Raw genomic sequence first — 25820 nt, forward strand, 5'->3', positions numbered from 1 at the left:
TCCGGCCCCGCCCATTCCCCTTCCTCTCCCGTGGGCGGGACCGGGCGGCCCGACCGGACCTCCCGCCGTCGCCCCGGCGCCGGCGGAGACTGGCCGGGCTTCTTCTCCTGACGCTTTCCGCCACCTCGGCGGCGGCCGCGGTCAATGCCGCGCCGGCGGTCGCATTCGACGTGGCCGCCGACGGCAGCGCGCAGTTCACGTCGGTGCAGGCCGCGGTCAATGCCGCGGTCGCGGCCGGGGCACCAGCCACGGTCCGCATCCATGCCGGGACCTACCGCGAAACGGTCCGGATCCCGGCCGGAGCGCCGCCGATGGAGCTGGCCGGCGACGGGCCGGAACGCACCGTCATCGTGTTCGGCAACCACGCCGCGCTGCTCGACCCGGCCAGCGGCCGGCCGTTCGGCACCTTCGGCTCGGCCACGGTGGCGGTGGACGCGGACGACTTCCGCGCCCGCGACCTGACTATCGCCAACGACGCCGGCCCGGTCGGGCAGGCCGTGGCGCTGCGGTTGAGCGGCACCCGCGCCGCGTTCCGCCACGTGCACCTGCGCGGCCACCAGGACACGCTCTACCTGCAGGGACGCGACAGCCTGGCCTGGTTCGGAGACTGCGCGGTGGAGGGTACGGTGGACTTTATCTTCGGCGCGGGCACCGCGCTGTTCGAGCGCTGCCGCATCCACTCCCTCGGCGACGGCTATGTCACCGCCGCCGCCACGCCCCATGGCCGGCGCTTCGGCCTGGTGTTCCGCGACTGCCGGCTGACCGCCGCGCCCGGCGTGCGTGCGGTGTACCTGGGCCGGCCATGGCGCGATCATGCCCGGGTGGCCTTCCTGGACAGCGTCCTAGGCGCGCACGTGCTGCCGGCCGGCTGGCACGACTGGGACCGGCCGGAGCGGCGCGCCACCGCGCATTTCGCCGAGGCCGGCAATACCGGTCCCGGCGCCGATGCCGGCGCGCGCGCGCCCTGGGCGCACCGGCTCGGTCCGCGGCAGGCCGCGGCCTACTCGCGCCAAGCCATCCTCGGCGATTGGAGACCGTACGAATGACCGCACCGGCCCTGCTGCGCCCGCTCCTGGCCCTGCTGTTCGCGCTGCCGGCGCTGGTCGCCGCAGCGCCGCCGCCGCAGGATCCCGTGGCCGAGAACATGCTGTTGCTGCAGACCGCATCGGGCGGCTGGCCCAAGCACTGGCACGGCCGTCCGGTGGACTACGAGCGGCCCTTCGACGAGGCCGAGCGCCAGGCCCTGGGTGCGCCGGACCGGGTCGACGACGCGACCCTGGACAACAAGGCCACCACCCGCGAGATCGCCCACCTGGCCCAGGCCTGGGAACGCACCGGCAATCCCGCCTACCTGAACGCGGCCCGGCGCGGGGTGGAATGGCTGCTGCGCGCGCAGTACCCCAATGGCGGCTGGCCCCAGTACTACCCGGACCGTTCCTTCTACCGGCACCAGATCACCTTCAACGACGACGCGATGGTGCGCGCCCTGCACCTGCTGCAGGACATCGCCGAGGCACGAGGTGCGCTGGCCGCGCTGACCCCGGAGTTCGGCGCGCGCGCGCGGCAGGCCCTGGCCCGCGGCATCGAATGCATCCTCGCCACCCAGGTCCGCATCGGCGGAAGGCCGACGATCTGGGCGGCGCAGTACGACGAGACCACCCTGCGGCCGGCCAAGGCGCGCGCCTACGAATTGCCCTCGCTGGCGGTGGCCGAGTCGGTGGGCGTGGTGCGACTGCTGATGCGCCAGCCCGCTCCGGATGCGCGCATCGTCGCCGCGGTCGAGTTGGCCGCTACCTGGCTGGAGGCGCACCGCCTGCGGGACCTGGCCCTGCGCCGGATCGAAGCGCCACACGAGGAAACCGGCCGCGACGTGCGGGTGGTGCCGCAGCCCGGGGCCTCGCTGTGGGCGCGCTTCTACGACCTGGAACGGCAGCAGCCGCTGTTCGTGAACCGCGAAGGCGAGCGCGTGGCCGAGTTCGGCCGCATGCCCAACGAGCGCCGCGTCGGTTACGCCTGGTACGGCACCTGGCCGGAGAAGCTGCTGGCGGTGGAGCTGCCGCGCTGGCGCCGGGCCCACGCCGCCGCCGTGACCGCCTACCGTCGTGCGACCGCCGACGCCTCCGATCCATCGCAAGTGGAAGACCTATGAAGACCCGCCACGCCCTGCTCGCCCTCCTCCTGGCCGCCGGCGCCGCATCACCCACCGCCGCACGCGCCGAGCCCCCGCAATTGCTGTTCCGGGTATCGGCCGACGCCGGCTTCGTCGCCGACCACGCCGTCGGCGATCCGGTGCCCAACTTCCAGGACAAGGTGAAGATCGTGCCCACGGGGGTGCAGGGCGGGGCGATCGAATGGGCCGACGACGGGGTGCTGGCCTGGAACGCGCCGGGCAACATCCAGGCGCAGCGCGGCACGCTGGCGTTCTTCTGGCGCCCGCGCTACGCGGTGGGCGAGGCGCCGTTCGTGATCTTCCGCGTCGGCTACGGTGACCACAGCAGCTGGGACATGGCCTGGCTGCGGATCGACTGGAACGGCCACGGCTTCGACGCCTTCGTCACCGATGCCAACCTGGCGCGCACCCGGGTCTCGTTCCGCATGGAGCGCACGCCCGGCCCGCAGGACTGGGTCCACCTGGCCTTCGCCTGGGACGAGACCGCCGGCGTGCGCCTGTACGTGGACGGCCGGGAGGCCGCACGGGTGGAGGCCGGGCCGGTGCCCTTCGACTACGACGCGGCGCTGGACCAGTTGGGCCTGGCCGGGCGGGTGATGGCGCCGTACCAGGTGCAGAGCCGCTACAACTTCCTGCGCGGCAGCGACTTCGACGAGATCCGGGTCTACGACCGCATGCTGGACGCAGCCGGCATGGCCACGCTGGCGCGGCGCGCCGATCCTGCCGGGGCCCGCCCGTCCAGCGCCGAGGCCGTGGATGCGCAGGCGCGGCGCCGGGCCTGGCTGCACCGCCACGGCTGGGACGGAGACTTGGCGCCCCCGGCGCTGGAGGCGGCCACGACCTCGATCCGCAAGCTCGAGTTCGCCGACGTCAAGGACAAGAAGCAGTGGATGTGGAAGGGGACCGACGGCATCCCCGAGACCACCTGGCCGGGCGTGTACAACCGCTCGCGCCTGCCCGGACGCGACGACTACTTCCAGCTGCCGGACTGGAACACCTACGTCGAGGGCGGGATGGCTCTGGACCTGGCCATGCCGGACGCGCCGTTCAACCGCGTCGAGATCCGCGGCGCTGCCTTCGGCCAGGCCCTCCACGGCGCCGATCCCGAGCGGCTGCAGCCGCTGTTCGAGCGCCCGCGCGGGGCGGTGCGCAGCGTGCATGCGTTCGGCGAGCGCCGCGGCGGCCACCTGCGCTTCGTCAACGAGGTACAGGAAACCCCGATCCAGGAGATCTGGGCCTACCACGTCAGCGACGCGCCCGAGCCGGAAGGCACGGTCAAGCAGACCTACGTGGTGGACAGCCGGGTCCTGCCGGACTACGGCAACGTGCAGGCCCTGCGCCGGTACATCGACGGGCGCTACCCGGCATCGGAGCGCAGCACGGTGATGGCCCTGCCCAAGGGCGCCGGCGCGCGCCGGCGCGCGCCCGACACGCTGCCTGCGTCGCCGGACCCCATCGTCCACATCCTGGTCCCGTCCGGCGTGGGCGACGCGCCGCCGGCCCAGCCGCTGATCCGCAGCTGGGCCTACAGCTGGGAGAACATGTACGACGGCCTGGACGGCATGGCCATCGACCTGCCGGCGCTGGACCTGCCGCCCACCCACGGCGACCTGATTCCGCTCAACATCCGGGTCAAGGACCCGATCTGGCCGGCGCGCGACATGATCGACGTGTCGGTCTCGGTGCGGCCCGGACAGGCGCGCACCCTGTGGCTGGACTTGCGCGACCGCATCCTCACCCCCGACAGCCTGTGGATCAGCGTGGCCGCGGCGGCGCCGGGCTTTTCCGCCGCCGCGCTGGACGGGACCGAGATCCGGCTGGTGTTCAAGGACCGCGCCGAGGCGCTGCGCGAGCACGTGGCCGACCGCTTCAACCAGGTGCGCGACAACTGGGGCTTCCTGGTCGAGGAGCACACCACCTCCAAGCGCCAACGCCTGTACGCGCGCGTCTACGCCGACATCAGCGACCTGCTGCGGGTGGACCCGGACCACGCGCTGGGGCGCCTGTACTGGAACTACATCAGCTACAACAGCCAGGGCCGGCCGCCGTTCGAGCAGCCGCAGCCGCCCAAGGGCGCGCCGCTGTGGGCCTTCCGCCAGGTCGAGGACCTGAAGTACGTGCGCCGCTTCGTCGAGTGGTGGATCGACCACCGCCAGGTCGAATACGGCGACTTCGGCGGCGGCATCTCCGACGATTCGGACCTGGTGCAGCAATGGCCCGGCCTGGCGCTGATGGGCGTGCTGCCCGACAAGATCAACGCTTCCCTGACCGCGCTGGCCGAGGCTGCCTACCGCAACGGCATGTTCACCGACGGCCTGAGCACCATCGAGACCGACGAGCTGCACGCCTACGAGGAGGGCATCAACATCAACAGCGCCATGCTCTACCTCAACTGGGGCGATCCATTGACCCTCGAGCGGCTGATGGAGACCGTGCGCGCCTTCGACCAGCGCATCGTGCTGCCCAACCCACAGGGCCACCTGCTGTTCTCCAGCAACTGGTTCGGCGGGCGCAAGGTTTACCGCGAGCCGAACTGGCAGTGGCAGAAACCGTACTCGTTCCCTGCCCTGCACCCGGCCTTCCTGCTCGGCGACTGGAACGCCGACCCCACCGGCCGCAAGCTGGTGGTGGGCCTGGCCGACGGCTACCTGGCCCATGCCTACACCGCCGAGGACGGGCAATGGGCGCTGCCCAACGAGATCCACTGGGCCACCGGCCAGACCCGCGGCGGCGAACTGGTCATGGGTTCCGGCGGCGGCGACACCATGCATCTGTTCTGGGCCGCCTGGCGCTGGACCGGCGATGCGCGCTACCTTCGCGCGCTGGACTACCGCGCCATGCGCAGCGGTCCGGCCAGCCTGGGCAACCTGGGCGAGAACTTCCTCGGCGTGCTGGGCCGCCAGGACGACTGGGGCAAGTCCCTGGTCCAGGCCGCGGACAAGGGTGCCACCGGCTTCCCCAGCCTGGTGGCCTGGCAACTCACAGGCGACAAGTCCTACCTGGAGGCGCTGCACGCCGAGGGCATCCGCGCCAAGGCCCAGCGCGAGTACATGAACACCGAGGGCCACTGGTGGTCGGACCGGGTGGAAGCGCCCAGCGAATTCCTGCAGCGCGCGCGCCTGGGCGGCATCGCCCTCAAGCGCAACCAGTCCTATCCGGGCCACACGGTGAGCTGGCGCTTCGCCGAAGCCGACGGCGCCGAGCAGGTGGCGATCCTGGTACCCGACCCGCGCCGCGACCGCTTCAAGGTGATCGCCTACAACCTCGGTTCGAAGCCGCAGCACGCGAGCATGACCGGCTGGAACGTCGAAGCCGGCACCTGGCGCATGACCTCCGGCATCGACCGCGACGGCGACGACCGCATCGACGGCAAGGCCAGCACCCGCGAGTTCGCGTTCGAGAAGAGCGGTTCCGTCGACGTCGTGTTCCCCGCCGGGCGCACCGTGGTGATGGAGTTCGAGCTGGTCCAGCCGGGCACGCCGGTGGCGACGCGCGCGGACCTGGGCATCGGCCGCGGCGACGTGCGAGTGTCCGGCGACGCGGTGGAAGCGACCGTGCACAGCCTCGGCCACGCCCCCACCGGCGCCGGTTACGCGGTGCTGGAGGACGCCCGCGGCCGCGAACTGGCGCGGGTGGCGGTGCCGGCAATGGAGGCGCCGCTGGACCTGCGGCCACGCACCACCACCGTCTCGCTGCCGCTGGGCGGGCGCAAGGCCGAGGGCCTGTACGTCCGGGTCGGCCTTGAAGGCGACGCCGAGGAAGTGACCCGGCTCAACAACCGCCGCGCCGTGCGCTGAGCGGCGCGACCTTGGTGCACGCGAAAGGGCCGGACCTCGTCCGGCCCTTTCCTTTTCCGGTCATGCGATGCCGCGGACCGGTCTCCGGCGGTTTACAGCGGCAGCGCCTGGCGCAACGCGACCATGGCGATCGCCGCCGCCAGCCATGCCACCACGCGCCGGGCCAGGCCGCTGTCCCCCGGCGGGCGTGCGAAGCCGACCACGAAGGCATGCGCCGGCAGCGCGATCACCAGCAGGAAGGCGGCGATCCAGTACAGCGTGTCGTCGCCCAGCCGCGGCCACAGCCAGGGCATGACCACGCCGGTGAACATTCCGGCGAGCGCGGCGGTCAACGGTGTCGGTGCGATCTTCATGCAGTGCTGCCCTCCCCGAGGCGCCACCGAGTCTAGCGCGGCGGCCGGCGCGCCTCACGGGATCAGCTGGCGGCGCAGCGCCGGCACCTGCCGCGCCAGTTCGTCGGCGACGATCGCGGCGAAGAAGGCCGCGCCTTCGTCGCCCAGGTGCGTGTAGTCGAACGCCAGCTTCGGCGTGCCCATCGGTTCGACGGCGGCGTTGTCCTGCGCGGCCGGGATGACCGGTGCCGGACCGGCGGCGGCCGGGGGCGCACCGATCGTGGTGCCGGCCTGCGCGGCGGCGACCTGCTCCGGCAACGGCCGTGCCTGGGCGAAGCGCATCGCCTGCACCGGACCCATGCCCCGCACCGCCGCGGTGCTGCGCGCGTGCAGGTCCACCAGCGGCACGTCCAGTTCCCGGGCGACGCGGCGGATGGATTCCGCCCACGGTGCGAGGTCGTCGAGCAGCTCGCCATCCTTGAACTGGCGCCGGGTCAGCGGCGTCAGCAGCACCGGCACCGCGCCGGCCGCACGCACTTCCTCCACGTAGCGGCGCAGGTTGTCGGGGAACTCGCGCTCCAGGTCGGTGGAGCGCCCCGGCTTGCCCGGCTGGTCGTTGTGGCCGAACTGGATCAGCACGTACACGGCCTGGTACGGGCCCGGGCGCATCTCGTGCAGGGCGATGTCCCAGGAACCTTCGGCGCGGTAGTTGTAGGTGCTGCGGCCGCCACGGGCCAGGTTCACGCAGGCCAGGAACGAGGTGACGTGGTCGGCGCAGAACGCCGGGCCCCAGCCGCCCTGCACCGCGGTGGTCGAATCGCCGACCAGCACGATCTTGCTGGCGCGCACCGGCGTCACCGGCGGGCGGGCGCTGATCGACGGGTCGACCGCGGAGTGCACGCTCCCGGCGGCCAGGAGCAGGGCGAGCATAGCAGCGGGCGGGAGCAGGCGCGGGGGTCCGGGGTTCATGGCGGGTCGTCGTTGGGTGCGCGAAGGCGAAGGAGGTGAATGGCTGGCCATCGGTGTCATGCAGGCAGGACAGGCGATTGCACCACTTCGCACTGTAGCGGTGAGCGGGCGCCTGGCCTTGCTGCGGCGCAAGATGGCCGCAACGGCGGCGGTCTGCTAGCTTGCCTTGACCATCGGTGTCATCGCGCATGGCACCCCATCCCCGCGAACCGAAACCGAAGGACTGCCATGGCCCTGCGCCGCTTCCGCGCCCTCGCCCTCGCCCTGTCCACGCTGCTGCTGCCGCTGGCGGCCGCCGCCGCCGAGCCGCCCGCCAGCCCGTGGAAGCGCGGCATCGAGAACCAGCGCCAGGCCGACCTGGGCGACGGCACCTTCCTCAACCCGGTGTTCGCCGGCGACCGGCCCGACCCGTCGGTGCTGAAGGACGGCGACGACTATTACCTGACCCTGTCCTCGTTCGACGCCTATCCCGGCCTGCCGATCTGGCATTCGCGCGACCTGGTCAACTGGGTGCCGCTGGGCCACGCGATCACCAGGAACGTCGGCTCGATCTGGGCGCCGGACATCGTCAAGCACGACGGCCGCTACTTCATCTACTTCCCGGCGCGCACCGGCGGCACCGAGGGCAGCACGCGCAGCAACTGGGTGGTGTGGGCCGACGACATCCGCGGCCCGTGGAGCGAACCGGTGGAGCTGGGCCTGGGCCAGTACATCGATCCCGGCCACGCGGTCGGCGAGGACGGCAGGCGCTACCTGTTCCTAAGCGGCGGCGACTACGTGCAGCTGTCCGACGACGGCCTGCGCGTGGTCGGCGAACCGAAGCACGTCTACGACGGCTGGCGGTACCCCGAAGAATGGGACGTGGAGGCCTATGCCCAGGAAGGCCCGAAGATCCACAAGCGCGGAGACTGGTACTACATGACCACCGCCGTCGGCGGCACCGCCGGCCCGCCGACCGGGCACATGGTGATCACCGCGCGTTCGAGGTCGATCCACGGGCCGTGGGAGAACTCGCCGCACAACCCGATCGTCCGCACGCAAAGCCGCGAGGAGCCGTGGTGGTCGCGCGGCCACGCCACCGTGGTCGAAGGCACCGACGGGCGCTGGTGGATGATCTACCACGGTTACGAGAACGGCTACTGGACCCTCGGCCGCCAGGCGCTGCTGGAGCCGATCGAGTGGACCGACGACGGCTGGTTCGTGGCCAGGGGCGGCGACCTCGGCCAGCCCCTGCGCAAGCCCAGCGGCACGAAGGTCGGCACGCACGGGATGGCGCTGTCGGACAGCTTCGACGGGAAGGCGCTGGGCCACCAGTGGTCGTTCTTCAACCCGGCCCGGGACGAGTACGCGCGCCTGTCCTTCGGCAACGGCGCGATGAGCGTGCAGGGCAAGGGCCGCACCCCGGCCGACAGCTCGCCGCTGACCGTGATCGCCGGCGACAAGGCCTACCAGTTCGAAGTGGAGATGGAGATCGAGCCGGGCGCCATCGGCGGCGCCCTGCTGTTCTACAACGACCGCCTGTACGCGGGCGTCGGCAGCAACGGCGAGCGTTTCGTCATGCACCGCTACGGCCAGGAGCGCCCGGCCGGCGGGCTGCCGCCGGGCAAGGGCGGACGACTGTGGTTGCGGGTGACCAACGACCGGCACGTCCTCACCATCCATACCAGCAGCGACGGCAGGCGCTGGGAGAAGTACCCGGTGCAGATGGAAGTGTCCGGCTACCACCACAACGTGGCCGGCCAGTTCCTCGCGCTGAAGCCGGCCATCTACGCGGCCGGCGACGGCAAGGTGCATTTCCGCGACTTCCGCTACCGCGCGCTCGACTACTGAGCACGGCAGGACACCTGGCGACGATGGGTTTTCCCGCACGGACGGCGACGACGCTGTTGCTGCTGGCCATCGCGGCCGGCGGCCACGCGGCGCAGGACGAAGGCGAAGCGACGACGCCTCCGTACACCATCGCTCCGGGCCTGTTCGATCCCGGCGCGCCCGACCTGGGGCTGCGCCCGGCGGCAGGCACGCGCAGCGCCACCGTGTTCCGGGCCACGCCGGAGCAGGGCATGTTCAACAACGGCGCCGTGCCTGTGGTGTTCAGGGGCCGCCTCTATGTGCAGTGGCAGAACTCGGCGCGCGACGAGGATTCGCCGGACACGCGCGTGCTCTACAGCTACAGCGACGACGGGCAACACTGGAGCGCGCCGGCGGTGCTGATGGAAGCCGGCACCGGTGGCGCCATGCACTCGGCCGGCGGCTGGTGGACCGATGGCGGGACCCTGGTCGCCTACATCAACGTCTGGCCGACCGGCTTCCAGTCGCACGAAGGCGGCTTCACCACCTACAGGCTCAGCCGCGACGGGGTGACCTGGTCGGAGCCGCTGCCGGTCACCGGTGCCGATGGCGCACCCGTGCCCGGGGTGGTCGAGCAGGACCCGCACCGCCTGGACGACGGCCGCATCCTCACCGCGTTCCACCTGCAGCCCGGCATCGTCGCCGCGCCGTTCTACACTGACGATCCGCTGGGCGTGTCCGGCTGGCGGCGCGGGGCGATGCGCAACCTGCCGCACGAGGGACACGCCAGCCGCGAACTGGAACCGAGCCTGTTCCTGCGCAGCGGCCCGGGCGGGCACGCGTGCGCGGTGATGGTGTTCCGCGACCAGGGCGACAGCTATCGCCAGCTGGCCAGCGAAAGCTGCGACCGCGGCGCGAGCTGGACCGCGATGCCGGACTCGCGCGCCAAGCAGAGCGCCGGCAACCTGCCCGATGGCAGCGCCTTCCTGGTCAACGCGCCCAGCGGCAACCGCGAGCGCATCCCGCTGGCGGTGACCCTGTCGGCCGATGGCCGCTGCTTCGACCGCGCCTTCCTGCTGCGCGGCCGCGGCGAGCTGCCGGCGCTGCGCGCCGGGGGCCGCTATAAACGACCCGGCTACCACTATCCCAAGAGCGTGCTGTGGGACAACCGCCTCCTCGTGGCCTACGCGGCGAACAAGGAGGACGTGGCGGTCAGCTGGGTGCCGGTGGCATCGCTGCTGGCGGACGACGCGCGGGGCGGCTGCCCGGACGCGTCGCACTGAGCGCGGACGCCACGGGAGGGGCCCGCAGCCACCGGCTCACATCGTCCCGCGCTGCACGAACGGCGCCTGCTGCCAGAACGCGCGCTCGGCGCCGCGCGGATCGTCGGCCAGCGCGGGCGGCACGTCGAACAGCAGCGTCTGCCGCCGCGGCAGCGAGTACGGCTCCCAGCGCGGGATGCCGGCGTGGTTGGGGTCGCCGTGCCGGGCCAGCGCCAGCAGCGCCCCGCTCATCGCGTCGGCCACCGCCTGCGCGTCGGCGCCGTCGCCGGTGCGCGAGCCGGGCTGGCGGATGTTGTCGAACACCAGCGGGATGTCGAGGGTGTGGAAGGCGCGGAACGTCCCGCCATCCAGCGGCGACCCCCAGTCCAGCTGGTACGCCCAGGTCGGCGCCGCGCCCTGCGGCTGGCGCGCACGCGCCTCCAGCTCCTCGACCGCGCCGCGCCAGGAACGCCCGGCGGTGGTCGCGGCGAAGAACACCTCCGACGGCGTGTAGTGCGGATACAGCGCGCGGTAGTGCGCCACCACCAGGTCGGCGCGGATGTCCACGTATTGCTGCTTCTCCAGCCGCGCCGGCAGTTCGTCCCAGACCAGCTCGAAGTTCTTCGGGTCGCCGCCGAGGAAGGCGCGGGTCTCGTCGCGGGTGTTGCCGATCACCATCGGGATCGCCGCCGACTGCGCCGGCGCGTCCGGCCAGAACGGATGCCGCGGCAGTACCTCGCCGTCCATCACCGGGCCGAAGTACAGGCGGGTGTCCTCGATGCGCGAGAAGTCGCGCGCGGCCGTGCCCTCGAGCACCTGCTCCAGCGGCAATGCGCGCAACTTCGCCAGCGCGTCGCCCGCCTCCGGATCGATGCCCACGGTGCGCAGGAACAGCTGCGCCCGCTGCGTCGCCGCGCGCGGGCCGGCGGCGGTGACCTGCTGGCCGCTCATGGTCCAAGCCTTGTGGAACAGGCCGCGCGCGGCCGGCATCGCCATCAGCGTGGCGATCTTGGCGCCGCCGCCGGACTGGCCGAACACGGTGACGTTGCCCGGGTCGCCGCCGAACGCGGCGATGTTGTCGCGGACCCACTGCAGCGCCAGCACCAGGTCCAGCTGGCCGGCGTTGCCGGAGGCCGCGTATTCGGCCCCGCCAAGCAGGCCCAGGTAGAGGTAGCCGAAGGCGTTGAGGCGGTGGTTGACGGTCACCACGACCACGTCACCGCGCTCGCACAGGCGGCTGCCGTCGTACAGCGGATCGCTGCCGGAGCCGGTGTCGTAGCCGCCGCCATGGATGTAGACCAGCACCGGCCGGCGCGCGCGCGCATCCAGGCCCGGCGTCCATACGTTGAGGAACAGGCAGTCCTCGCTGCCCGGACCTTCCTTGCCGCGCTGCGGCGCCGGCGCGCCGTAGCCGGTGGCCTCGACCACGCCGGGCCATGACCTGGCGGCGAGCGGCGCCCGGAACCGCACCGGCGCGGTGTCCTCGCCGTAGCGGATGCCCCTGAACACATGCACGCCCTGTTCGCGTAGCCCGCGCACGCGTCCGGCGCGCGTCGCGGCAACGCTCGACGCCGGCTGCGCGGCGAACGCCGCCGGCAGCACGCCGGCCATGGCCAGGCCCGCGCCGAGGCCGGCGGCCTGCAGCAGGCGGCGCCGCGCCGGATCGGCGGGCGCGGACGCCGTGGTGGACAGGGAAGGGTGCTTGCGATCGCCGGCCATGCTTACTCCCGTGCAGGTTCGTTGTCTGTCGCAGCCGGCACCGCAGGCAGCGGCGCGTGCGCGCGGATCCACTCCACCGCCAGCTTCGGCCACAGCGCCAGGGTGCCGTGCGCGCCGCGCACGCCGAAGCCGTGGCCGCCACTGGCGTAGAGATGGACTTCGTGTTCGATGCCGGCCTCGCGCAGCGCCGCTTCGAACAGCAGGCTGTTCTCCACCGGTACCACGTCGTCGTCCTGGGCGTGCAGCAGGAACACCGGTGGCGTGCGCGCGTCGACCCGGTTCTGCGCCGAGTACGCGCGCACGGCTTCCGCATCGGGCGCCTCGCCCAGCAGCTTCTGCCGCGAGCCCGGATGGGCATGCGCGCCCATGTCGATGACCGGGTAGACCAGCACGGCGTAGGCCGGGCGCGCATCGACGGCATCGGCGCCATCGACCGGCGCGTAGACGCGTTCGCCATGGCGCGTGGCCAGGCTGGCGGCCAGGTGGCCACCGGCGGAAAAGCCCATCACCCCGACGCTGTCCGGATCGATGCCCCATTCGCCGGCGCGGCTGCGGATCAGGCGCATCGCCCGCTGCGCGTCGGCCAGCGGCACGTCGCGTGCGTTGGCGTGGCCTTCGCCCGGCAGCCGGTAGTGCAGGACGAACAGGGTCAGCCCGGCCTGTTCGACGAACGCCGGCAGCAGGGCCGTGCCTTCCTTGTCCAGGACCACGCGCTGGTAGCCGCCGCCCGGCACCACCAGCAGGGCGCGGCCGTCCGGCCGGGCCGGGCGGTACACGTCCAGCCAGGGGCGGGCGACGCCGTCGACGTAGCGGTCGGGCAGGGCAGGGTCGCTGCTGCGTTCGACGATCCGCTGCGGCAGGTCCAGGCCTTCGGATCCGGGCGGGGTGCCCGGCCACAGTGGTACCTGGCGGTCGGGAGCCGGGGGCGCCGCGCCGGCGCCGGCAGCGGCCGGCAGCAGCGACAGCGCGACCAGGGCGGCACCGAGGCGGCGGCGCAGGCGGCGGATTGGCACAGGCATGGAACCCTCCGGTTGTTGCGTTGCAGCGTGCAGTAAGGCCTTGGCGCGGTGCACATTGCTACATGACACCGGTTTACCATATACAGCTTCCGCGCCCGCTGTCGATCCGCGGCGCAACACGTTACGGGCCCGCTCCCGGGGAGACACCTTGAGTACTGCTACTGGCCACCAGGACGCCACGCCGCCGCTGCCCGAACTGGCGGGCATCGCCGACCGCTTCGTCGCCGCCCGGCGCGCGGGCGCCGCACTGGAAGCCTTTCCCGGCCAGATCCCGGCCGACCTGGTGACCGCCTACCAGGTCCAGGACCTGGCCATCGCCCGGTGGCCGGACCGGGTGGTCGGCTGGAAGGTCGGCTTCATCGCTCCCGAGCGCCGCGACGTGTCCGGCGACGAGCGCCTGCTGGGCCCGATCTTCGCCCGCCAGCTCTGGAATGCCACCGGTGACAGTACCGCGATCCCGGTGTTCGTGGGCGGCTTCGGCGCGGTCGAGGCCGAGTACGTGCTGCGCCTGGATGCCGACGCGCCGGCCGACAAGCTCGAGTGGACCCCGGAGGAGGCCGCGGCGGTGCCCAGTACCCTGTTCGCCGGCGTCGAGGTGGCCAGCAGCCCGCTGGCCACGATCAACGAGCTGGGTCCGCGCGTGGTGGTGTCCGACTTCGGCAACAACAACGGCCTGGTCCTCGGTCCGCAGATCCCGGACTGGGCCGCGCTGGACGAAGCCACGCTGCTGGCCGAAACCTTCATCGACGGCGCCAGCGTCGGCACCGGCGGCGCAGGCCGCCTGCCCGGCGGCCTGCGCGCCGCGTTCGCCTTCGCCCTGGCGCGTTCGGCGCGCCGCGGCCGCCCGCTGAAGGCCGGCGAGTACATCGCCACCGGCAACGCCACCGGCATCCACGACATCGTCGCCGGCCAGGTCGCGCGCGTGGTGTTCGACGGCTACGCCACCCTGGACTGCCACGCCGTCCCGGCGGGGAATGCCGACGCATGAGCGGGCTGACCCGTCGACGCCTGCTGCTGGGTGGCGCCGGCGCGGCCTGCGCGCTGCCGCTGGCGATGGGCGGAAGCGCCTTCGCCGCCGGTGGGGCCAATCCCGCCGCGCGCCACCTGCTGACCGCCACCGACGTCCACGTCTCCGACTACCCGACCGTGGAAGCGGTGCGCTGGATCGGGCAGACGCTGGAACGCGAGACCGGCGGCCGGCTGTCGATCCGCCTCTACCACTCCGGCCAGCTCGGCCGCGAGTCCGAGGCCATCGACATGGCCCGCTACGGGGTGATCGACATCACCCGCGTGTTCGCAGGCGCGCTCAACAACGCCTTCCCGCTGACCCAGGCGCTGTGCCTGCCGTACGTGTTCGATTCGGTCGAGCACATGCGCCGGGTCATCGACGGCGAGGTGGGCGAAGCGGTGCTGCGCGGCTTCGAGAGCCGCGACCTGGTCGGCCTGGCGATCTACGACTCCGGCGCCCGCTGCTTCTACAACACGAAGCATCCGATCGTGGAGCCGAAGGACCTGCACGGCATGAAGATGCGCGTGGCGGCCTCGGACATCTTCATCCGCCTGGTGCGCCTGCTCGGCGCCAACCCGACGCCGATGTCGCTGGGCGAGACCTTCTCGGCGATGGAAACGCGCATGATCGACGGCGCCGAGAACAACATGCGCAGCTTCCACTCCAGCCGCCACTTCGAGGCGGCGCGGTACTGGTCGGAGACGCGCCATTCCTACGCGCCGGACGTGCTGCTGATGTCGCGCGCCAGCTTCGAGGCGCTGGCCCCGTCCGACCGCAACCTGCTGGTGCGCGTGGCCCGCGAGTCGGTGCCGGTGATGCGCGAGAAGTGGGACGCCTCCGAGGGTGCCGCGCGCAAGGCCGTGCTCGCCCATGGCATCCAGGCCAACGAGTCCGACCTCGAAGCCTTCCGCGCCGCCGCCCGGCCGCTGCTGGACGAATACCAGCGCAAGCCGGGCATCGACGACCTCTACCGTCGCATCCGCGACCTGGCCTGATCCGGATCCAATGACCGAGACCGCTTCCCCCGTCCCGGCCAGCCCCGTGCAGCGCGCGCTGGACCGGCTCGCCGGCATCGTCATCGCCATCGCCGCCACCGCCCTGGTCGGGCTGGTGGTGGTGCAGGGCTGGCAGGTGTTCACCCGCTACGTGCTCAACGATTCGCCCAGCTGGACCGAACCGGTGACCCTGCTGCTGCTGGCCATCGCCATGGGCATGGGCGCCGCCGCCGGCGTGCACACCAACCGCCACTTCGGCTTCTTCCTGCTGCACGACCACGTGCGCCCGGCCGTGCGCCGCGCCATCGACGTGGTCGTGCCGCTGGTGATCGCCGGCATCGGTGCGGTGGTGGCGTACTGGGCCGGCGTGCTGCTGCTGGACGGCCTGGACATCCGCGCCGCCGGCGCCAACCTGCCGCAGAGCATCAACTACCTGCCGCTGTCGCTGGGCGGCGCGCTGATGGTGGTGTTCGCGCTCAACCGGCTGTTCCTCGCGTTCGCTCCGGCAGCGGAGGCCACCCCGGCCGCGCAGCCGGCGCCGCAGGACGGAGACCTCTGACATGGCCATCGCCCTGCTCTTCCTCGTATTCGCCATCCTGCTCGTCATCGGCGTGCCGGTGGCGTTCGCCCTGGCCGCCGCCTCGCTGGTGACCCTGCTGTACCTGGACCTGCCGTCGGTGGTGCTGGTCCAGCAGATTTCGGCCGGCTCCGGCTCGGCCTCGCTGATCGCGATCCCGCTGTTCATCTTCGCCGGCGAGATCATGATGCGCGGCGGCATTTCCGAGCGCCTGATCGCGCTGGCCTCGTCGCTGGTCGGCCGCCTGCGCGGCGGCCTGGGCCAGGTCTCGGTGCTGTCCTCGCTGTTCTTCGGCGGCGTGTCCGGCTCGGCGATCGCCGACGTCTCGGCGGTCGGCGGCACGATGATCCCGCAGATGGTCAAGCGCGGCTACGACCGCGACTTCGCCGTCAACGTCAGCATCACCGCCGCGCTGGTGGCGCTGCTGGTGCCGCCCTCGCACAACCTGATCCTGTTCTCGGCCGCGGCCGGCGGCGGCCTGTCGATCGCGCGGCTGTTCGCCGCGGGCATCGTCCCGGCGCTGCTGATGACCGTGGCTCTGATGTTCACCGGCTACGTGGTGGCACGCCGCCGCGGCTACGGCACCGAGCCGTTCCCGGGCATGCGCGCGGTGATGGTGCGCCTGGTCTCCGCGCTGCCGGGCCTGGGTCTGGTCGCGCTGATCTTCGTCGGCATCCGCGCCGGCATCTTCACCGCGGTCGAGTCGGCGGCCATCGCCGTGGTCTACGCGCTGCTGGTGACGGTGGTGCTGTACCGGCAGCTGCGCCTGCGCGAGTTCCTCGACACGGTGGTGCACGCGGCGCGCAGCACCGGCGTGATCCTGTTCGTGATCGCCACCGCGGCGGTGTTCGGCTGGCTGCTGGCCTACCTGCAGGTGCCGGCGGCGGCGGTGGAGTTCCTGCAGTCGTTCGCGCACAGCAAGTACATGGTGCTGCTGATGATCGTGGTCATGCTGCTGCTGCTGGGCACCTTCATGGACCTGGCGCCGATGATCCTGATCTGCACCCCGATCTTCCTGCCGGTGGCCAGGGCCTACGGCATCGACCCGGTCCACTTCGGCCTGGTGCTGGTCCTGACCGGCGGCCTGGGCCTGGTCACCCCTCCGGTGGGCTCGGTGCTGTTCATCGGCACGGCCATCGGCAAGATCAGCGTCGGCGAGAGCATGCGCACGATCTGGCCGTTCTGGCTGGCCGGCCTGGCCGTGCTGCTGGTGGTGGCGTTCTTCCCGCAGCTGTCGCTGTGGCTGCCCGGGATCCTGGCCTGACCGCGTCCCGGCCCGGCCGGGCGGGGCAGTCCGCCGGCCGGCGCTGGGGCTAGAATCGACCCAACCCTCCACCGAAAGCTTCCATGCCCGCGCGTCCTTCCCAAGCCCCGCAGACCCCCCGGGCCGCCACCGGCAAGGCGGCGACCATCAACGACATCGCGCGGCTGGCGGGCGTTTCCAAGAAGACGATCTCGCGGATCATCAACAACTCGCCGCTGGTGCGGAAGGACACCCGGGAGAAGGTCGAGGCGCTGATGCGCGAGGTCGGCTACGTGCCCGACCCGCTGGCGCGCGGCCTGGCCTTCCGCCGTTCGTTCCTGATCGGCATGGTCTACGACAACCCCACCGCGCAGTACATCGTCGACATGCAGTACGGCGCGCTGGACGCGCTGCGCGAATCGGGCTTCGAGCTGGTGGTGCATCCCTGCGACACGCGCAGCCCCGGCTACATCGACGGCGTGCGCCGCTTCGTCCAGCAGCAGAAACTGCACGGGGTGATGCTGGTGCCGCGCGCCTCGGAAGACCAGAACCTGGCCGACATGCTGGCCGAGATGGGCTGCCGCTACACGCGCATCGTGCCGGTCGGCTTCGAGGACACCGACGGCCGCATGATCGTGACCCACGACCGCGACGGCGCGGCCGAGGCGGCCGACTACCTGCTGACCCTGGGCCACCGCGACATCGCCCTGATCACCGGTCCGCAGGCCTACCGTTCGGCGGTGGAGCGCACCGGCGGCTTCGTCGAGACCCTGGCCCGGCGCGGAATCGAGGTGCCAAAGGAACGCATCATCGAGGCCAGCTACACCTTCGAGTCCGGCGTGGCCGCGGCGGAGAAGCTGCTGGCCGGCAAGCAGCGGCCGACCGCGATCTTCTGCGGCAACGACGAGATGGCCGCCGGCGTCTACAAGGTGGCCATGCGCGCCGGGATCAGCATCCCCCGCGACCTGTCGGTGATCGGCTACGACGACAGCCCGCTGGCCTCGCGCCTGTGGCCGTCGCTGACCTCGGTCCGCCGCCAGACCCGCGACACCGGCCGGATCGCGGCGAGCATGCTGATCCGCACCGACAACGCGCCGCTGCCGGTGGCCAGCGTGCGCCCGCACCTGATCGTCCGCGACTCCTGCCAGCCCCCTGCCTGAGCCCCGCGGAGGCGGCCTCCAGCCGCACCGCCGTTTGCCGCATTGCGGTATGACACCGGTTACCATCGTCCGCTAGAATGCCGCTTCAATGCACCACCCTGGCCGGGAATCCCAAGCCCCGGCCTTGCGTACCGAGGAGCCCCGAGCCGATGTACCAGAAGACCTATTACGCGACCCACCCCGGCGTGATGCAGGGCGCCAGCAACGACGAGCTGCGCGACCTGTACCTGATCGGCGACCTGTTCGCCGCCGACGAGGTGCGCCTGAACTACACCCACTACGAGCGCTTCGTGATCGGCGGCGCCGCCCCGGTCGACAAGGTCGTGTCGCTGCCGAAGCAGACCGAGCCGGCCTCGGCCGCCGGCAAGCCGTTCCTGGAGCGTCGCGAGCTGGGCGTGATCAACGTCGGTGCCGGCACCGGCACGGTGACCGTCGACGGCACCGAGTACGTGCTCGGTCCGAAGGACGGCCTGTACGTGGCGATGGGCAGCGAGGAGGTCAGCTTCGCCTCGGCCGACGCCGCCAACCCGGCCAGGTTCTACCTGACCTCGACCCCGGCGCACGCCCGCTTCGAGACCAAGCAGCTGTCGATCAAGGACGCCGTCGCCCTGGACCGCGGCGCGCTGGAGACCAGCAACGAGCGCACGATCTACCAGTTCATCGTGCCGGCCACCTGCAAGTCCTCGCAGCTGCTGCTGGGCCTGACCGTGCTCAAGCCGGGCAGCGTGTGGAACACCATGCCGCCGCACCTGCACGACCGCCGCAGCGAGGTCTACTTCTACTTCGACCTGGGCGAGAACGACCGCGTCTACCACTTCATGGGCCAGCCGGACCAGCAGCGCCACATCGTCATGCAGAACGACGAGGCCGTGGTTTCGCCGCCGTGGTCGATCCACATGGGTTCGGGCACGTCCAACTACGCCTTCATCTGGGCGATGGGCGGCGAGAACCTGGACTACACCGACATGAACGTGCTGGACATCTGCCAGCTGAAATGACCTGACGCGCCGCCCCGCGGCGCGCCTCCCTGTAAGCGGGGCTTGCCCCGCTCCTCCCCTCCGGAACGCCGGCCGAACCCGGCCTTCCCCGCAATGCGCCCGGCGGGCCACCCCCGCCCCACGTACAACGAGGACCGCTCATGGCAAACAACCCGTTCAGTCTGGAAGGCAAGGTCGCCCTGGTCACCGGCGCCAACACCGGCCTAGGCCAGGGCATCGCCCTGGCGCTGGCCGAAGCCGGCGCCGACATCGCCGCCGCCGGCATCGTCGAAGCCACCGAGACCGGCGAGAAGGTGCGCGCCCTGGGCCGCCGCTTCCTCAACCTGGAAGCCAACCTGATCTCGATCGAGCCGGTCCAGCGCCTGGTCAAGGAAACCGTCGCCGGCCTCGGCGGACTGGACATCCTGGTCAACAACGCCGGCCTGATCCGGCGCGCCGACGCGGTCGACTTCAGCGAGAAGGACTGGGACGACGTCATGAACGTCAACCTCAAGTCCGCCTTCTTCATGTCGCAGGCCGCCGGCCGCCACTTCATCGCCCAGGGCAGCGGCAAGATCATCAACATCGCCTCGATGCTGTCGTTCCAGGGCGGCATCCGTGTGCCGTCGTACACCGCCTCCAAGAGCGGCATCGCCGGCATCACCCGCCTGCTGGCCAACGAATGGGCGAGCAAGGGCATCAACATCAACGCCATCGCCCCCGGCTACATGGCCACCGACAACACCGCCCAGCTGCGCGCCGACGAGCAGCGCAGCGCCGAGATCCTCGGCCGCATCCCGGCCGGGCGCTGGGGCACGCCGGCCGACCTGGGCGGCGCCGCGGTGTTCCTGGCCAGTCGCGCCTCCGACTACGTCAACGGCGCGATCATCCCGGTCGACGGCGGCTGGCTGGCGCGCTGACCCCCACGTCGGGATGTTCCCGGCGCCGCGGGCAGGCGGCGCTACGCCAACGAGCGCCCTCTCTCCACGCCCGCGACCCGGAAAGATACCGGCAACCTTTGCCCCGTCCCGGCCTGCCGACGACGGGGCTTTTTTTGGAGCATGCCCATGACGACCACCAGGCTGCTGTCGCTGCTGCTGACCCTCGCCGGCATCGCCGGCTCCGCACAGGCCGAGGCTCCGCGGCGCGTCTTCCTCGCCGGCGACTCCACCGTCGCCGAATACGGTCCGGAACGGGCGCCACGCAACGGCTGGGGCCAGCAGCTGCAGTCGTTCCTCGATCCGGCCGCGCTGGAAGTACGCAACCACGCCATCGGCGGGCGCAGCTCGCGCAGCTTCATCGAGGAAGGCCGGCTCGACGCGATCGCGAAGGAACTGCGCAAGGGCGACGTGCTGCTGGTGCAGTTCGGCCACAACGACGCCAAGGTCGAGGACCCGACGCGCTACACCGACCCGGCGCAGGCCTATCCGCAGTGGCTGATGCGCTACGTGGAACTGGCGCGCAGCCGCGGCGCCACGCCGATCCTGGTCAGCCCGGTGTCGCGGCGGGTATGGGACTTCGGCTCGCTGCTGGACACCCACGCGCGCTACACCGACGCGATCCGCGCGCTCGCCGCGCGCGAGCAGGTCGCACTGATCGACCTCAACGCCAGCAGCAGCGCCTGGATCCGCGCCCTCGGCGACGAGGCCTCGAAGGCCTACTTCGAGCACGTGCCCGAACGCGGCGTGCGCGACGACACCCACCTGAGCGTCGCCGGCGCCACCCTGGTCGCCTGCCTGGTGGTGCGCGACTGGAAGGCGCTGGACCCTTCGCTGGGCAGGCACGTGGTCCGCGATACCGACTGCGGCGCGCCGCCGACCGCGCGCGCCGACAGGGCCGCGCAGGCGCATCCGTCCTCGGTGGTGCACGAGAGCGACTTCGCCCGCGAGCAGCCGGGCCCGCACGGCGGCGCCGGGCGCACCACCGGCTACACACTGTTCGCCGACGCTCCAGGCCTGCCGTTCGTGATGCGCAAGCGCGTGCTGCATCCGGGCGCGGGCATCGGCCTGCACCAGCACCACAAGGACGAGATCTACTACGTACTCGAAGGCCGCGGACGCTACGTGCTCGACGGCCAGGCCTACGAAGTCGGTCCGGGCCACGCGATGCTGACCCGCCCCGGGAGCACGCATGCGATCGAGCAGGTGGGCGAGGAACCACTGGTGCTGATGCTCGCGTACCCCGCGAGCACGCCATGACGCCGTCGTCACATGACTGAATGAATTATGGGCAGTGAGACGCGGGCTGTCCCTTGCGCGCGCCGGTCGTCGTTTCTTCCCGATACAGAAGAGACATGCGCGAAGCCTCGCACATCCCGGGGGACCATATGAACTGCCCGATCCAAGAAGCACCGCCAGGCCGATGCCGGCCCTGCCTCCCTGAAGCCAGGCCCCGCCGTCGATGCTGAAGGCCGGCGCGCACTCGCGCCGCGGCGGAGGTTCCGCCGCGCGGCCTTCCCGACCACGCCCACCCACTGTCACCGGACGATGACGGCCTGACGGCGCGCCCGCGCGCCGCCGGCGGTCCTCCGCCGGTCGGCATGCGGAGCGACGCAGGGAGCAAGGAACGATGGCGGTAGTTCCCGAAATCCGACCACGCTGCATGATCTGGCTGGGGCAACCCACGCCACGCGAACGCGAACTCCTGGCCGCGGCCGGCTGGGAACTCCGCGTGATCGACGATCCCCATGGCGCGCGCATCGGCCTGCGCGGCGGCGACCGCGTCGCCGTGCTGCTGGACCTGCGCGAAGCCGAACCGGCCTGGGCCGACGCGATGCGCGCCCTGCTCGGCCCGCATTCGGACCTGCCGCTGGTGCTGCTCGGCGGCCCGCGCGAAGGCTCCCGCGGCGAAGGCCTGCTGCAGCTGCGCGAACCGCTGGACCTGGAGCAGATCCAGCAGCTGGCGCAGATCGTCGACGGCGGCTCCCATGGCCACGACCGCGGCGGCACCGACTGCCTGGTCGGCAACAGCGCGCCGATGCTGGCGGTGCGCGCGGCCCTGCACAAGTTCGCGCCGGTGGACCTGCCGGTGCTGGTCACCGGCGAGACCGGCACCGGCAAGGAGCTGGTGGCGCGCGCCCTGCACGAGATGTCCACCCGGCGCGGCCGCCCGTTCATCCCGGTCAACTGCGGCGCGCTGCCGGCGACGCTGGTGCAGGCGGAACTGTTCGGCCACGAGAAGGGCGCGTTCACCGGCGCCACGGCGCGCAGGATCGGCCTGTTCGAGGCGGCCGACGGCGGCACCATCTTCCTCGACGAGATCGGCGACCTGCCGCTGGACGCGCAGACCAACCTGCTGCGCGTGCTGCAGGAAGGCACCCTGGAACGCATTGGCAGCCACCACACCATCCGCATCGACGTGCGCGTGGTCGCCGCCACCCACGTCGACCTCGAGGAGGCGGTGGCGCAGGGGCGGTTCCGCGAGGACCTGTTCTACCGCCTGGACGTCCTGCGCCTGCACATGCCGCCGCTACGCGAACGCGGCGACGACGTGGAGCTGCTGGCCAGGCACTTTGTGGCGGCGTTCCGCGAGCAGCACCGGGTGCGCGCGCGCGGCTTCGACGCCTCCGCGCGCCGCCAGCTGCGCGCCCACGCCTGGCCGGGCAACGTGCGCGAACTGCTCAACCGCGTGCGCCGCGCGGCGGTGGTCTGCGAGAGCGAGCTGATCGACGCCGCCTCCCTGCAGCTGCACGAGGCGGCGCCTGCACCGGCCGGATCCGCCGCGCACGGCGACGGCCTGGACGACGTCCGCGTGCAGGCCGAACGCGAGGCGATCCTCGCCACCCTGCGCGAGTCTGGCTTCAACGTCAGCGAATGCGCGCGGCGCCTGCGCGTGTCGCGGGTCACGGTGTACCGGCTGTGCCGCAAGCACCAGCTGGAACTGGAGTCGCTGCGCACCTGAGCCGGCCGCGCCCGGGGTCGTACACCCCTTACAGGCTGTACGGGATCTTGAAGCCGAGGCTGAAGTCCGGCGCGTCCGGGGTCAGGCCGATGCCGAGCAGGCCGACCATGGTCGCGTGAGGGTTCAGCGCGTAGGTCACGCCCAGGTTGAACATCGCCGCGTTGGCGTCGCTGCCGATGACCTTGGTCCACGGCTGCCCCTCGTAGCGGGTACGGGCGCGGGCGCTCATGCGGTTGCTCAGCGACATGCTGAAGCTGGTGCGCTCGTTGAACGCGAAGGCCACGCCGGCGCCGTAGTAGAACGAGTCGCCGAGCTTCACGTCGCCCGGGTTGACCGTGTCGGGGTTGTTGTCGATGTCGTCGAAGCTGGACTCGAACGAGTAGGTGTAGCCGATGTTGCCGAACAGGATCGCCGGGTCGCTGGTCTTCACCATCGACATGCCGACGCTGGCCTGCCAGGCGCCGTTGCCGGTGGGCTGCTCCTCCGGCACGGCGAAGCGGATGAAGTCGTCGTCGTCGCGCTCGAGCACCCGCCACGGGATCCCGTAGGGTTCCTGGCCGGTCGGTGCGGTGACGCCGAAGTTCAGCACCATCTCCGGGCGCGCGCCACGTTCGGGCAGCAGGCGGAAGTTGGCGCTGGCGGTGATGTCGCCCAGGCCGCTGCCGGTGGTCTCCTCCTGCGCGATCGCCGCGGCCGCGCCGCCGGCGCCGCCCTTCTGGTAGACGGTCTTGCGCGCCAGGTAGGGCACATCCAGGTTCAGGGTCAGTCGCGGGCTCACGCCCCAGCGCGCGGCGAGGTTGTAGTTGAGCGTGTCGGACTCGACGTTCTCCACCGCGATGCTGCCGAGGAAGATCGCGTCCAGGGCGAGGAAGCCGTTGAGGGTGAGCTGCTTGCGGTCGTAGCGGTTGTAGGTGAGGCCGTTCTCGATGGTCAGGCGCTGGTCGAACAGCGCGCGCGCCTGCTGCTTCACGTCGGCCACACTGCGCGACTCTTCCGCGCGCGCCTTCTCGGCGTCCGCGGCGGAACTGGCATAGCCTTCCTGCGGCTGCGCCGGCGCGCCGGAGGGCTCGGCCGGGGGCTCGGCCCGCGCAGCAGCAGCGGCCGCGGCGGTGGCGGCCGGCGTCTGCGCCAGCGGGGTGCCGGCCGCCGGTACCTTGCCGGCCAGGCGCGCCTGCAGCGCCTGCACCTGCATGTCCAGTTCGCGCAGGCGCCGCACCTCCTGGGCGTAGCTGGCCTTCAGTTCGGCCAGCTGGGAGGCGAGCTGGCGCAGTTCGGCCTCGTCCTCCGGGGCCGCTGTGTCGGCCTGCTGGGCCAGGGCGCCCGGGGCCGCGGCCCCCAACGCCACGGCGATCGCGATACGCAGTGCGGAAGCGGATGCCGCCGGCATCTTCCTGATCACGTGCTTCTCCTTGCTCGCTGCGGTTGGCAGGCCGGAGCCTGCGTCAGTAGCCGACGGCGATGCCGCGGCTGAGTGCGATCGCCTGGGCGACGTTCTGCCCGAGCGGGGCGCGTCCCTGGGCGCTGCTGCGGACCAGGTCCAGCTCCAGCCAGTTGCTGGCCATCTGCCCGTCGCTGGCCAGCTGGATGCTCTGGCCCATGCCACTCCGGCCGATCCACTGCTCCACCGCGCCGTGGCCGTCGATCTGCAGCAGCACGCGGGCGGCGTTGCCGTCCAGCGCGGCCAGCGCGGTCATGCCGTTGACGCTGGTGGAGGTGACCACCGATGCCGAAGGGTCGGGGTCCGGCGTGGTCGGCACATCGCCGTCGCGCATGTTGATCGAGGCGACGTTGATCGCACGGTTGCCGTCGCCGGCGACCTGCACGCTCTGCACCATGCCGCTGGCGTTGGCCAGGCCGGCGGCGTCGACGTGGCGGTCGCCGTCGGGCGTGGGCATCGCCGCGTTGGCCGCGGTGATGCTCACGTGCGGCTGGAAGGTCACCTTGGGCGCCTGCGGACGGCTCACGTCCACGCCCAGGGTCATGGTGCTCTTCAGCTGCGCGCCGGCCTGGGTCTGCCAAGTCGAGACCATGGTCACCCCGAACCAGGCCACCTTGTTGTCGCCGACCGTGTAGCGGCCGCGCATGTCGCCCATCTCCTCGTCGCTCAGCTCCACCAGCCCGTTGGCCGGGGGCGGTGGCGGCGCCTCCTCGACGTGTGCCAGGGCGGGCAGCGCAACCGGGCTGGTGGCCAGCCCGAGGGCGATGCAGAGCCTGCGTTTGGTGGTCATGGCGGAGTCCTCTCAGAACAGGTCGGCATGGGAGAAACCGAAGTCGAGCAGCTCGGCGTCGGTGATCGGACCCTGCCGCGCGTACAGCGCCCGCGCACTGGGCTTGGTGGTGGGTTGCAGGAGCACGGTGTTGCGGTCGAAGTCGGTGCCGATAACGACGAACACCGCGCGCGACGGCCAGGCGGCCATGAACTCGGGCAGCGGGATCACCCGGTTGCCGAGGATCGGGTCGCCGACCTCGACGGCCTCGCCGCGCACCTGCTTGAGCACGACGAAGTGGCGGAAGCCGTTGACGTCCATCAGCGCCAGCGACGGCACGCGCAGCTGGCGCAGCCGGTTCTCGTCGATCCGGTAGCCGCGGCCGCGCATGCCCAGCGACTCGACATAGCGCTTGATGTCCAGCAGGGAGAAGCCGCGTTCCTTCACGACTTCCGGGTCGGCCAGCGCGAGCATGCCTTCGATGACCGTGTCCTCGTCCGCATCCAGGTGGTATGCGTAACGCAGGATCGTGGCCAGCGAGGCCGCCCCGCAGCTGTAGTCCGTCTGCTGGCGCACCAGGTGGCGGAAGCGCGATTCGCGCATGCTCTCCACCGGCGCGTGGTACAGCGCGCCGTTGGGCAGCACCCCGCTGAAGGCCACCTCCGCCGCGCGCGCCTGGGCAGGCAGCGTGGACAT

Annotated in this window: 21 protein-coding genes; 14 read left to right on the forward strand and 7 right to left on the reverse strand. The window is 71.8% G+C overall.

The genetic code is table 11. The annotated features are described in order from the left end of the window. Positions 1 to 170: 170 nt before the first annotated feature. Genes PSEJ35_RS0113880 through PSEJ35_RS0113890 form a run of 3 tightly spaced genes read left to right on the forward strand, consistent with a single transcriptional unit; the run spans position 171 to position 5967 of the window. A complete protein-coding gene (locus PSEJ35_RS0113880; protein WP_232207675.1) occupies positions 171 to 1046 on the forward strand; it encodes a pectinesterase family protein in 876 nt (291 codons plus the stop codon). Continuing rightward, positions 1043 to 2149, forward strand: a complete 1107-nt coding sequence (pelA, locus tag PSEJ35_RS16380) for a pectate lyase (protein ID WP_084635566.1) — start codon at positions 1043 to 1045, stop codon at positions 2147 to 2149. The genes PSEJ35_RS0113880 and pelA overlap by 4 nt, the downstream gene beginning before the upstream one ends. Continuing rightward, on the forward strand, positions 2146 to 5967 hold the full coding sequence (locus PSEJ35_RS0113890; RefSeq protein WP_028918298.1) for a LamG-like jellyroll fold domain-containing protein: 3822 nt from the start codon (positions 2146 to 2148) through the stop codon (positions 5965 to 5967). Before pelA ends, PSEJ35_RS0113890 begins: the two co-directional genes overlap by 4 nt. Positions 5968 to 6059: 92 nt before the next feature. Here PSEJ35_RS0113890 and PSEJ35_RS0113895 read toward each other — a convergent pair whose 3' ends face one another. Together PSEJ35_RS0113895 and PSEJ35_RS0113900 are read right to left on the reverse strand one after the other, a co-directional pair. Beyond that, positions 6060 to 6320: a hypothetical protein gene (locus PSEJ35_RS0113895; RefSeq protein ID WP_026010249.1), complete on the reverse strand. Its 261-nt coding sequence runs from the start codon at positions 6318 to 6320 to the stop codon at positions 6060 to 6062. Positions 6321 to 6374: 54 nt separating this feature from the next. Next, positions 6375 to 7229 carry a rhamnogalacturonan acetylesterase gene (locus PSEJ35_RS0113900; protein WP_019397408.1) on the reverse strand — a complete coding sequence of 285 codons (855 nt, stop codon included), beginning with the start codon at positions 7227 to 7229 and terminating at the stop codon, positions 6375 to 6377. A gap of 267 nt (positions 7230 to 7496) precedes the next feature. On the opposite strand from PSEJ35_RS0113900, the gene PSEJ35_RS0113905 reads away from it, so the two are divergent. Both PSEJ35_RS0113905 and PSEJ35_RS16385 read left to right on the forward strand, forming a co-directional pair. Next, positions 7497 to 9098 (forward strand): family 43 glycosylhydrolase, encoded by a 1602-nt coding sequence (locus PSEJ35_RS0113905; RefSeq protein ID WP_028918300.1) that lies wholly within the window; start codon positions 7497 to 7499, stop codon positions 9096 to 9098. A gap of 23 nt (positions 9099 to 9121) precedes the next feature. Continuing rightward, positions 9122 to 10339: a sialidase family protein gene (locus PSEJ35_RS16385; RefSeq protein WP_037083420.1), complete on the forward strand. Its 1218-nt coding sequence runs from the start codon at positions 9122 to 9124 to the stop codon at positions 10337 to 10339. A 36-nt stretch (positions 10340 to 10375) separates the two neighbouring features. Here PSEJ35_RS16385 and PSEJ35_RS0113915 read toward each other — a convergent pair whose 3' ends face one another. Together PSEJ35_RS0113915 and PSEJ35_RS16390 are read right to left on the reverse strand one after the other, a co-directional pair. Continuing rightward, the gene (locus PSEJ35_RS0113915) at positions 10376 to 11929 is read right to left on the reverse strand and encodes a carboxylesterase/lipase family protein (protein WP_232207680.1); all 1554 of its coding nucleotides are present in this window, start codon (positions 11927 to 11929) and stop codon (positions 10376 to 10378) included. Between the two features lie 110 nt (positions 11930 to 12039). After that, a complete protein-coding gene (locus tag PSEJ35_RS16390) occupies positions 12040 to 13056 on the reverse strand; it encodes an alpha/beta hydrolase (protein ID WP_037083425.1) in 1017 nt (338 codons plus the stop codon). A 148-nt stretch (positions 13057 to 13204) separates the two neighbouring features. Here PSEJ35_RS16390 and PSEJ35_RS0113925 point away from each other — a divergent pair, with 148 nt between their 5' ends. From PSEJ35_RS0113925 to PSEJ35_RS0113965, 9 genes are all read left to right on the forward strand, one after another. Continuing rightward, the gene (locus tag PSEJ35_RS0113925) at positions 13205 to 14044 is read left to right on the forward strand and encodes a 2-keto-4-pentenoate hydratase (protein WP_198014193.1); all 840 of its coding nucleotides are present in this window, start codon (positions 13205 to 13207) and stop codon (positions 14042 to 14044) included. After that, complete coding sequence (locus PSEJ35_RS0113930) at positions 14041 to 15060, forward strand: TRAP transporter substrate-binding protein (RefSeq protein ID WP_028918303.1); 1020 nt, start codon at positions 14041 to 14043, stop codon at positions 15058 to 15060. The genes PSEJ35_RS0113925 and PSEJ35_RS0113930 overlap by 4 nt, the downstream gene beginning before the upstream one ends. Before the next feature lie 10 nt (positions 15061 to 15070). Beyond that, the gene (locus PSEJ35_RS0113935) at positions 15071 to 15619 is read left to right on the forward strand and encodes a TRAP transporter small permease (RefSeq protein ID WP_028918304.1); all 549 of its coding nucleotides are present in this window, start codon (positions 15071 to 15073) and stop codon (positions 15617 to 15619) included. Between the two features lies 1 nt (position 15620). Continuing rightward, positions 15621 to 16901, forward strand: a complete 1281-nt coding sequence (locus PSEJ35_RS0113940) for a TRAP transporter large permease (RefSeq protein ID WP_028918305.1) — start codon at positions 15621 to 15623, stop codon at positions 16899 to 16901. Positions 16902 to 16984: 83 nt separating this feature from the next. Further along, positions 16985 to 18040, forward strand: coding sequence for a LacI family DNA-binding transcriptional regulator (locus PSEJ35_RS0113945; RefSeq protein WP_028918306.1), 1056 nt, complete (start codon positions 16985 to 16987; stop codon positions 18038 to 18040). Positions 18041 to 18189: 149 nt separating this feature from the next. Then, positions 18190 to 19038 (forward strand): 5-dehydro-4-deoxy-D-glucuronate isomerase, encoded by an 849-nt coding sequence (gene kduI, locus PSEJ35_RS0113950; protein ID WP_028918307.1) that lies wholly within the window; start codon positions 18190 to 18192, stop codon positions 19036 to 19038. 140 nt (positions 19039 to 19178) lie between these two features. Then, on the forward strand, positions 19179 to 19937 hold the full coding sequence (kduD, locus tag PSEJ35_RS0113955) for a 2-dehydro-3-deoxy-D-gluconate 5-dehydrogenase KduD (protein WP_028918308.1): 759 nt from the start codon (positions 19179 to 19181) through the stop codon (positions 19935 to 19937). Positions 19938 to 20084: 147 nt separating this feature from the next. Then, positions 20085 to 21215, forward strand: a complete 1131-nt coding sequence (locus PSEJ35_RS0113960; RefSeq protein ID WP_028918309.1) for a GDSL-type esterase/lipase family protein — start codon at positions 20085 to 20087, stop codon at positions 21213 to 21215. A gap of 370 nt (positions 21216 to 21585) precedes the next feature. Continuing rightward, positions 21586 to 22917, forward strand: coding sequence for a sigma-54 dependent transcriptional regulator (locus PSEJ35_RS0113965; protein WP_028918310.1), 1332 nt, complete (start codon positions 21586 to 21588; stop codon positions 22915 to 22917). Positions 22918 to 22945: 28 nt separating this feature from the next. Here PSEJ35_RS0113965 and PSEJ35_RS0113970 read toward each other — a convergent pair whose 3' ends face one another. Genes PSEJ35_RS0113970 through PSEJ35_RS0113980 form a run of 3 tightly spaced genes read right to left on the reverse strand, consistent with a single transcriptional unit; the run spans position 22946 to position 25820 of the window. Continuing rightward, positions 22946 to 24304: a transporter gene (locus PSEJ35_RS0113970; protein WP_037083429.1), complete on the reverse strand. Its 1359-nt coding sequence runs from the start codon at positions 24302 to 24304 to the stop codon at positions 22946 to 22948. Positions 24305 to 24359: 55 nt separating this feature from the next. Then, complete coding sequence (locus PSEJ35_RS0113975) at positions 24360 to 25145, reverse strand: hypothetical protein (RefSeq protein ID WP_028918312.1); 786 nt, start codon at positions 25143 to 25145, stop codon at positions 24360 to 24362. Between the two features lie 12 nt (positions 25146 to 25157). Continuing rightward, positions 25158 to 25820 carry a C39 family peptidase gene (locus PSEJ35_RS0113980; RefSeq protein ID WP_232207681.1) on the reverse strand — a complete coding sequence of 221 codons (663 nt, stop codon included), beginning with the start codon at positions 25818 to 25820 and terminating at the stop codon, positions 25158 to 25160.

The sequence above is a fragment of the Pseudoxanthomonas sp. J35 genome (assembly GCF_000513995.1).
Taxonomy (GTDB): domain Bacteria; phylum Pseudomonadota; class Gammaproteobacteria; order Xanthomonadales; family Xanthomonadaceae; genus Pseudoxanthomonas.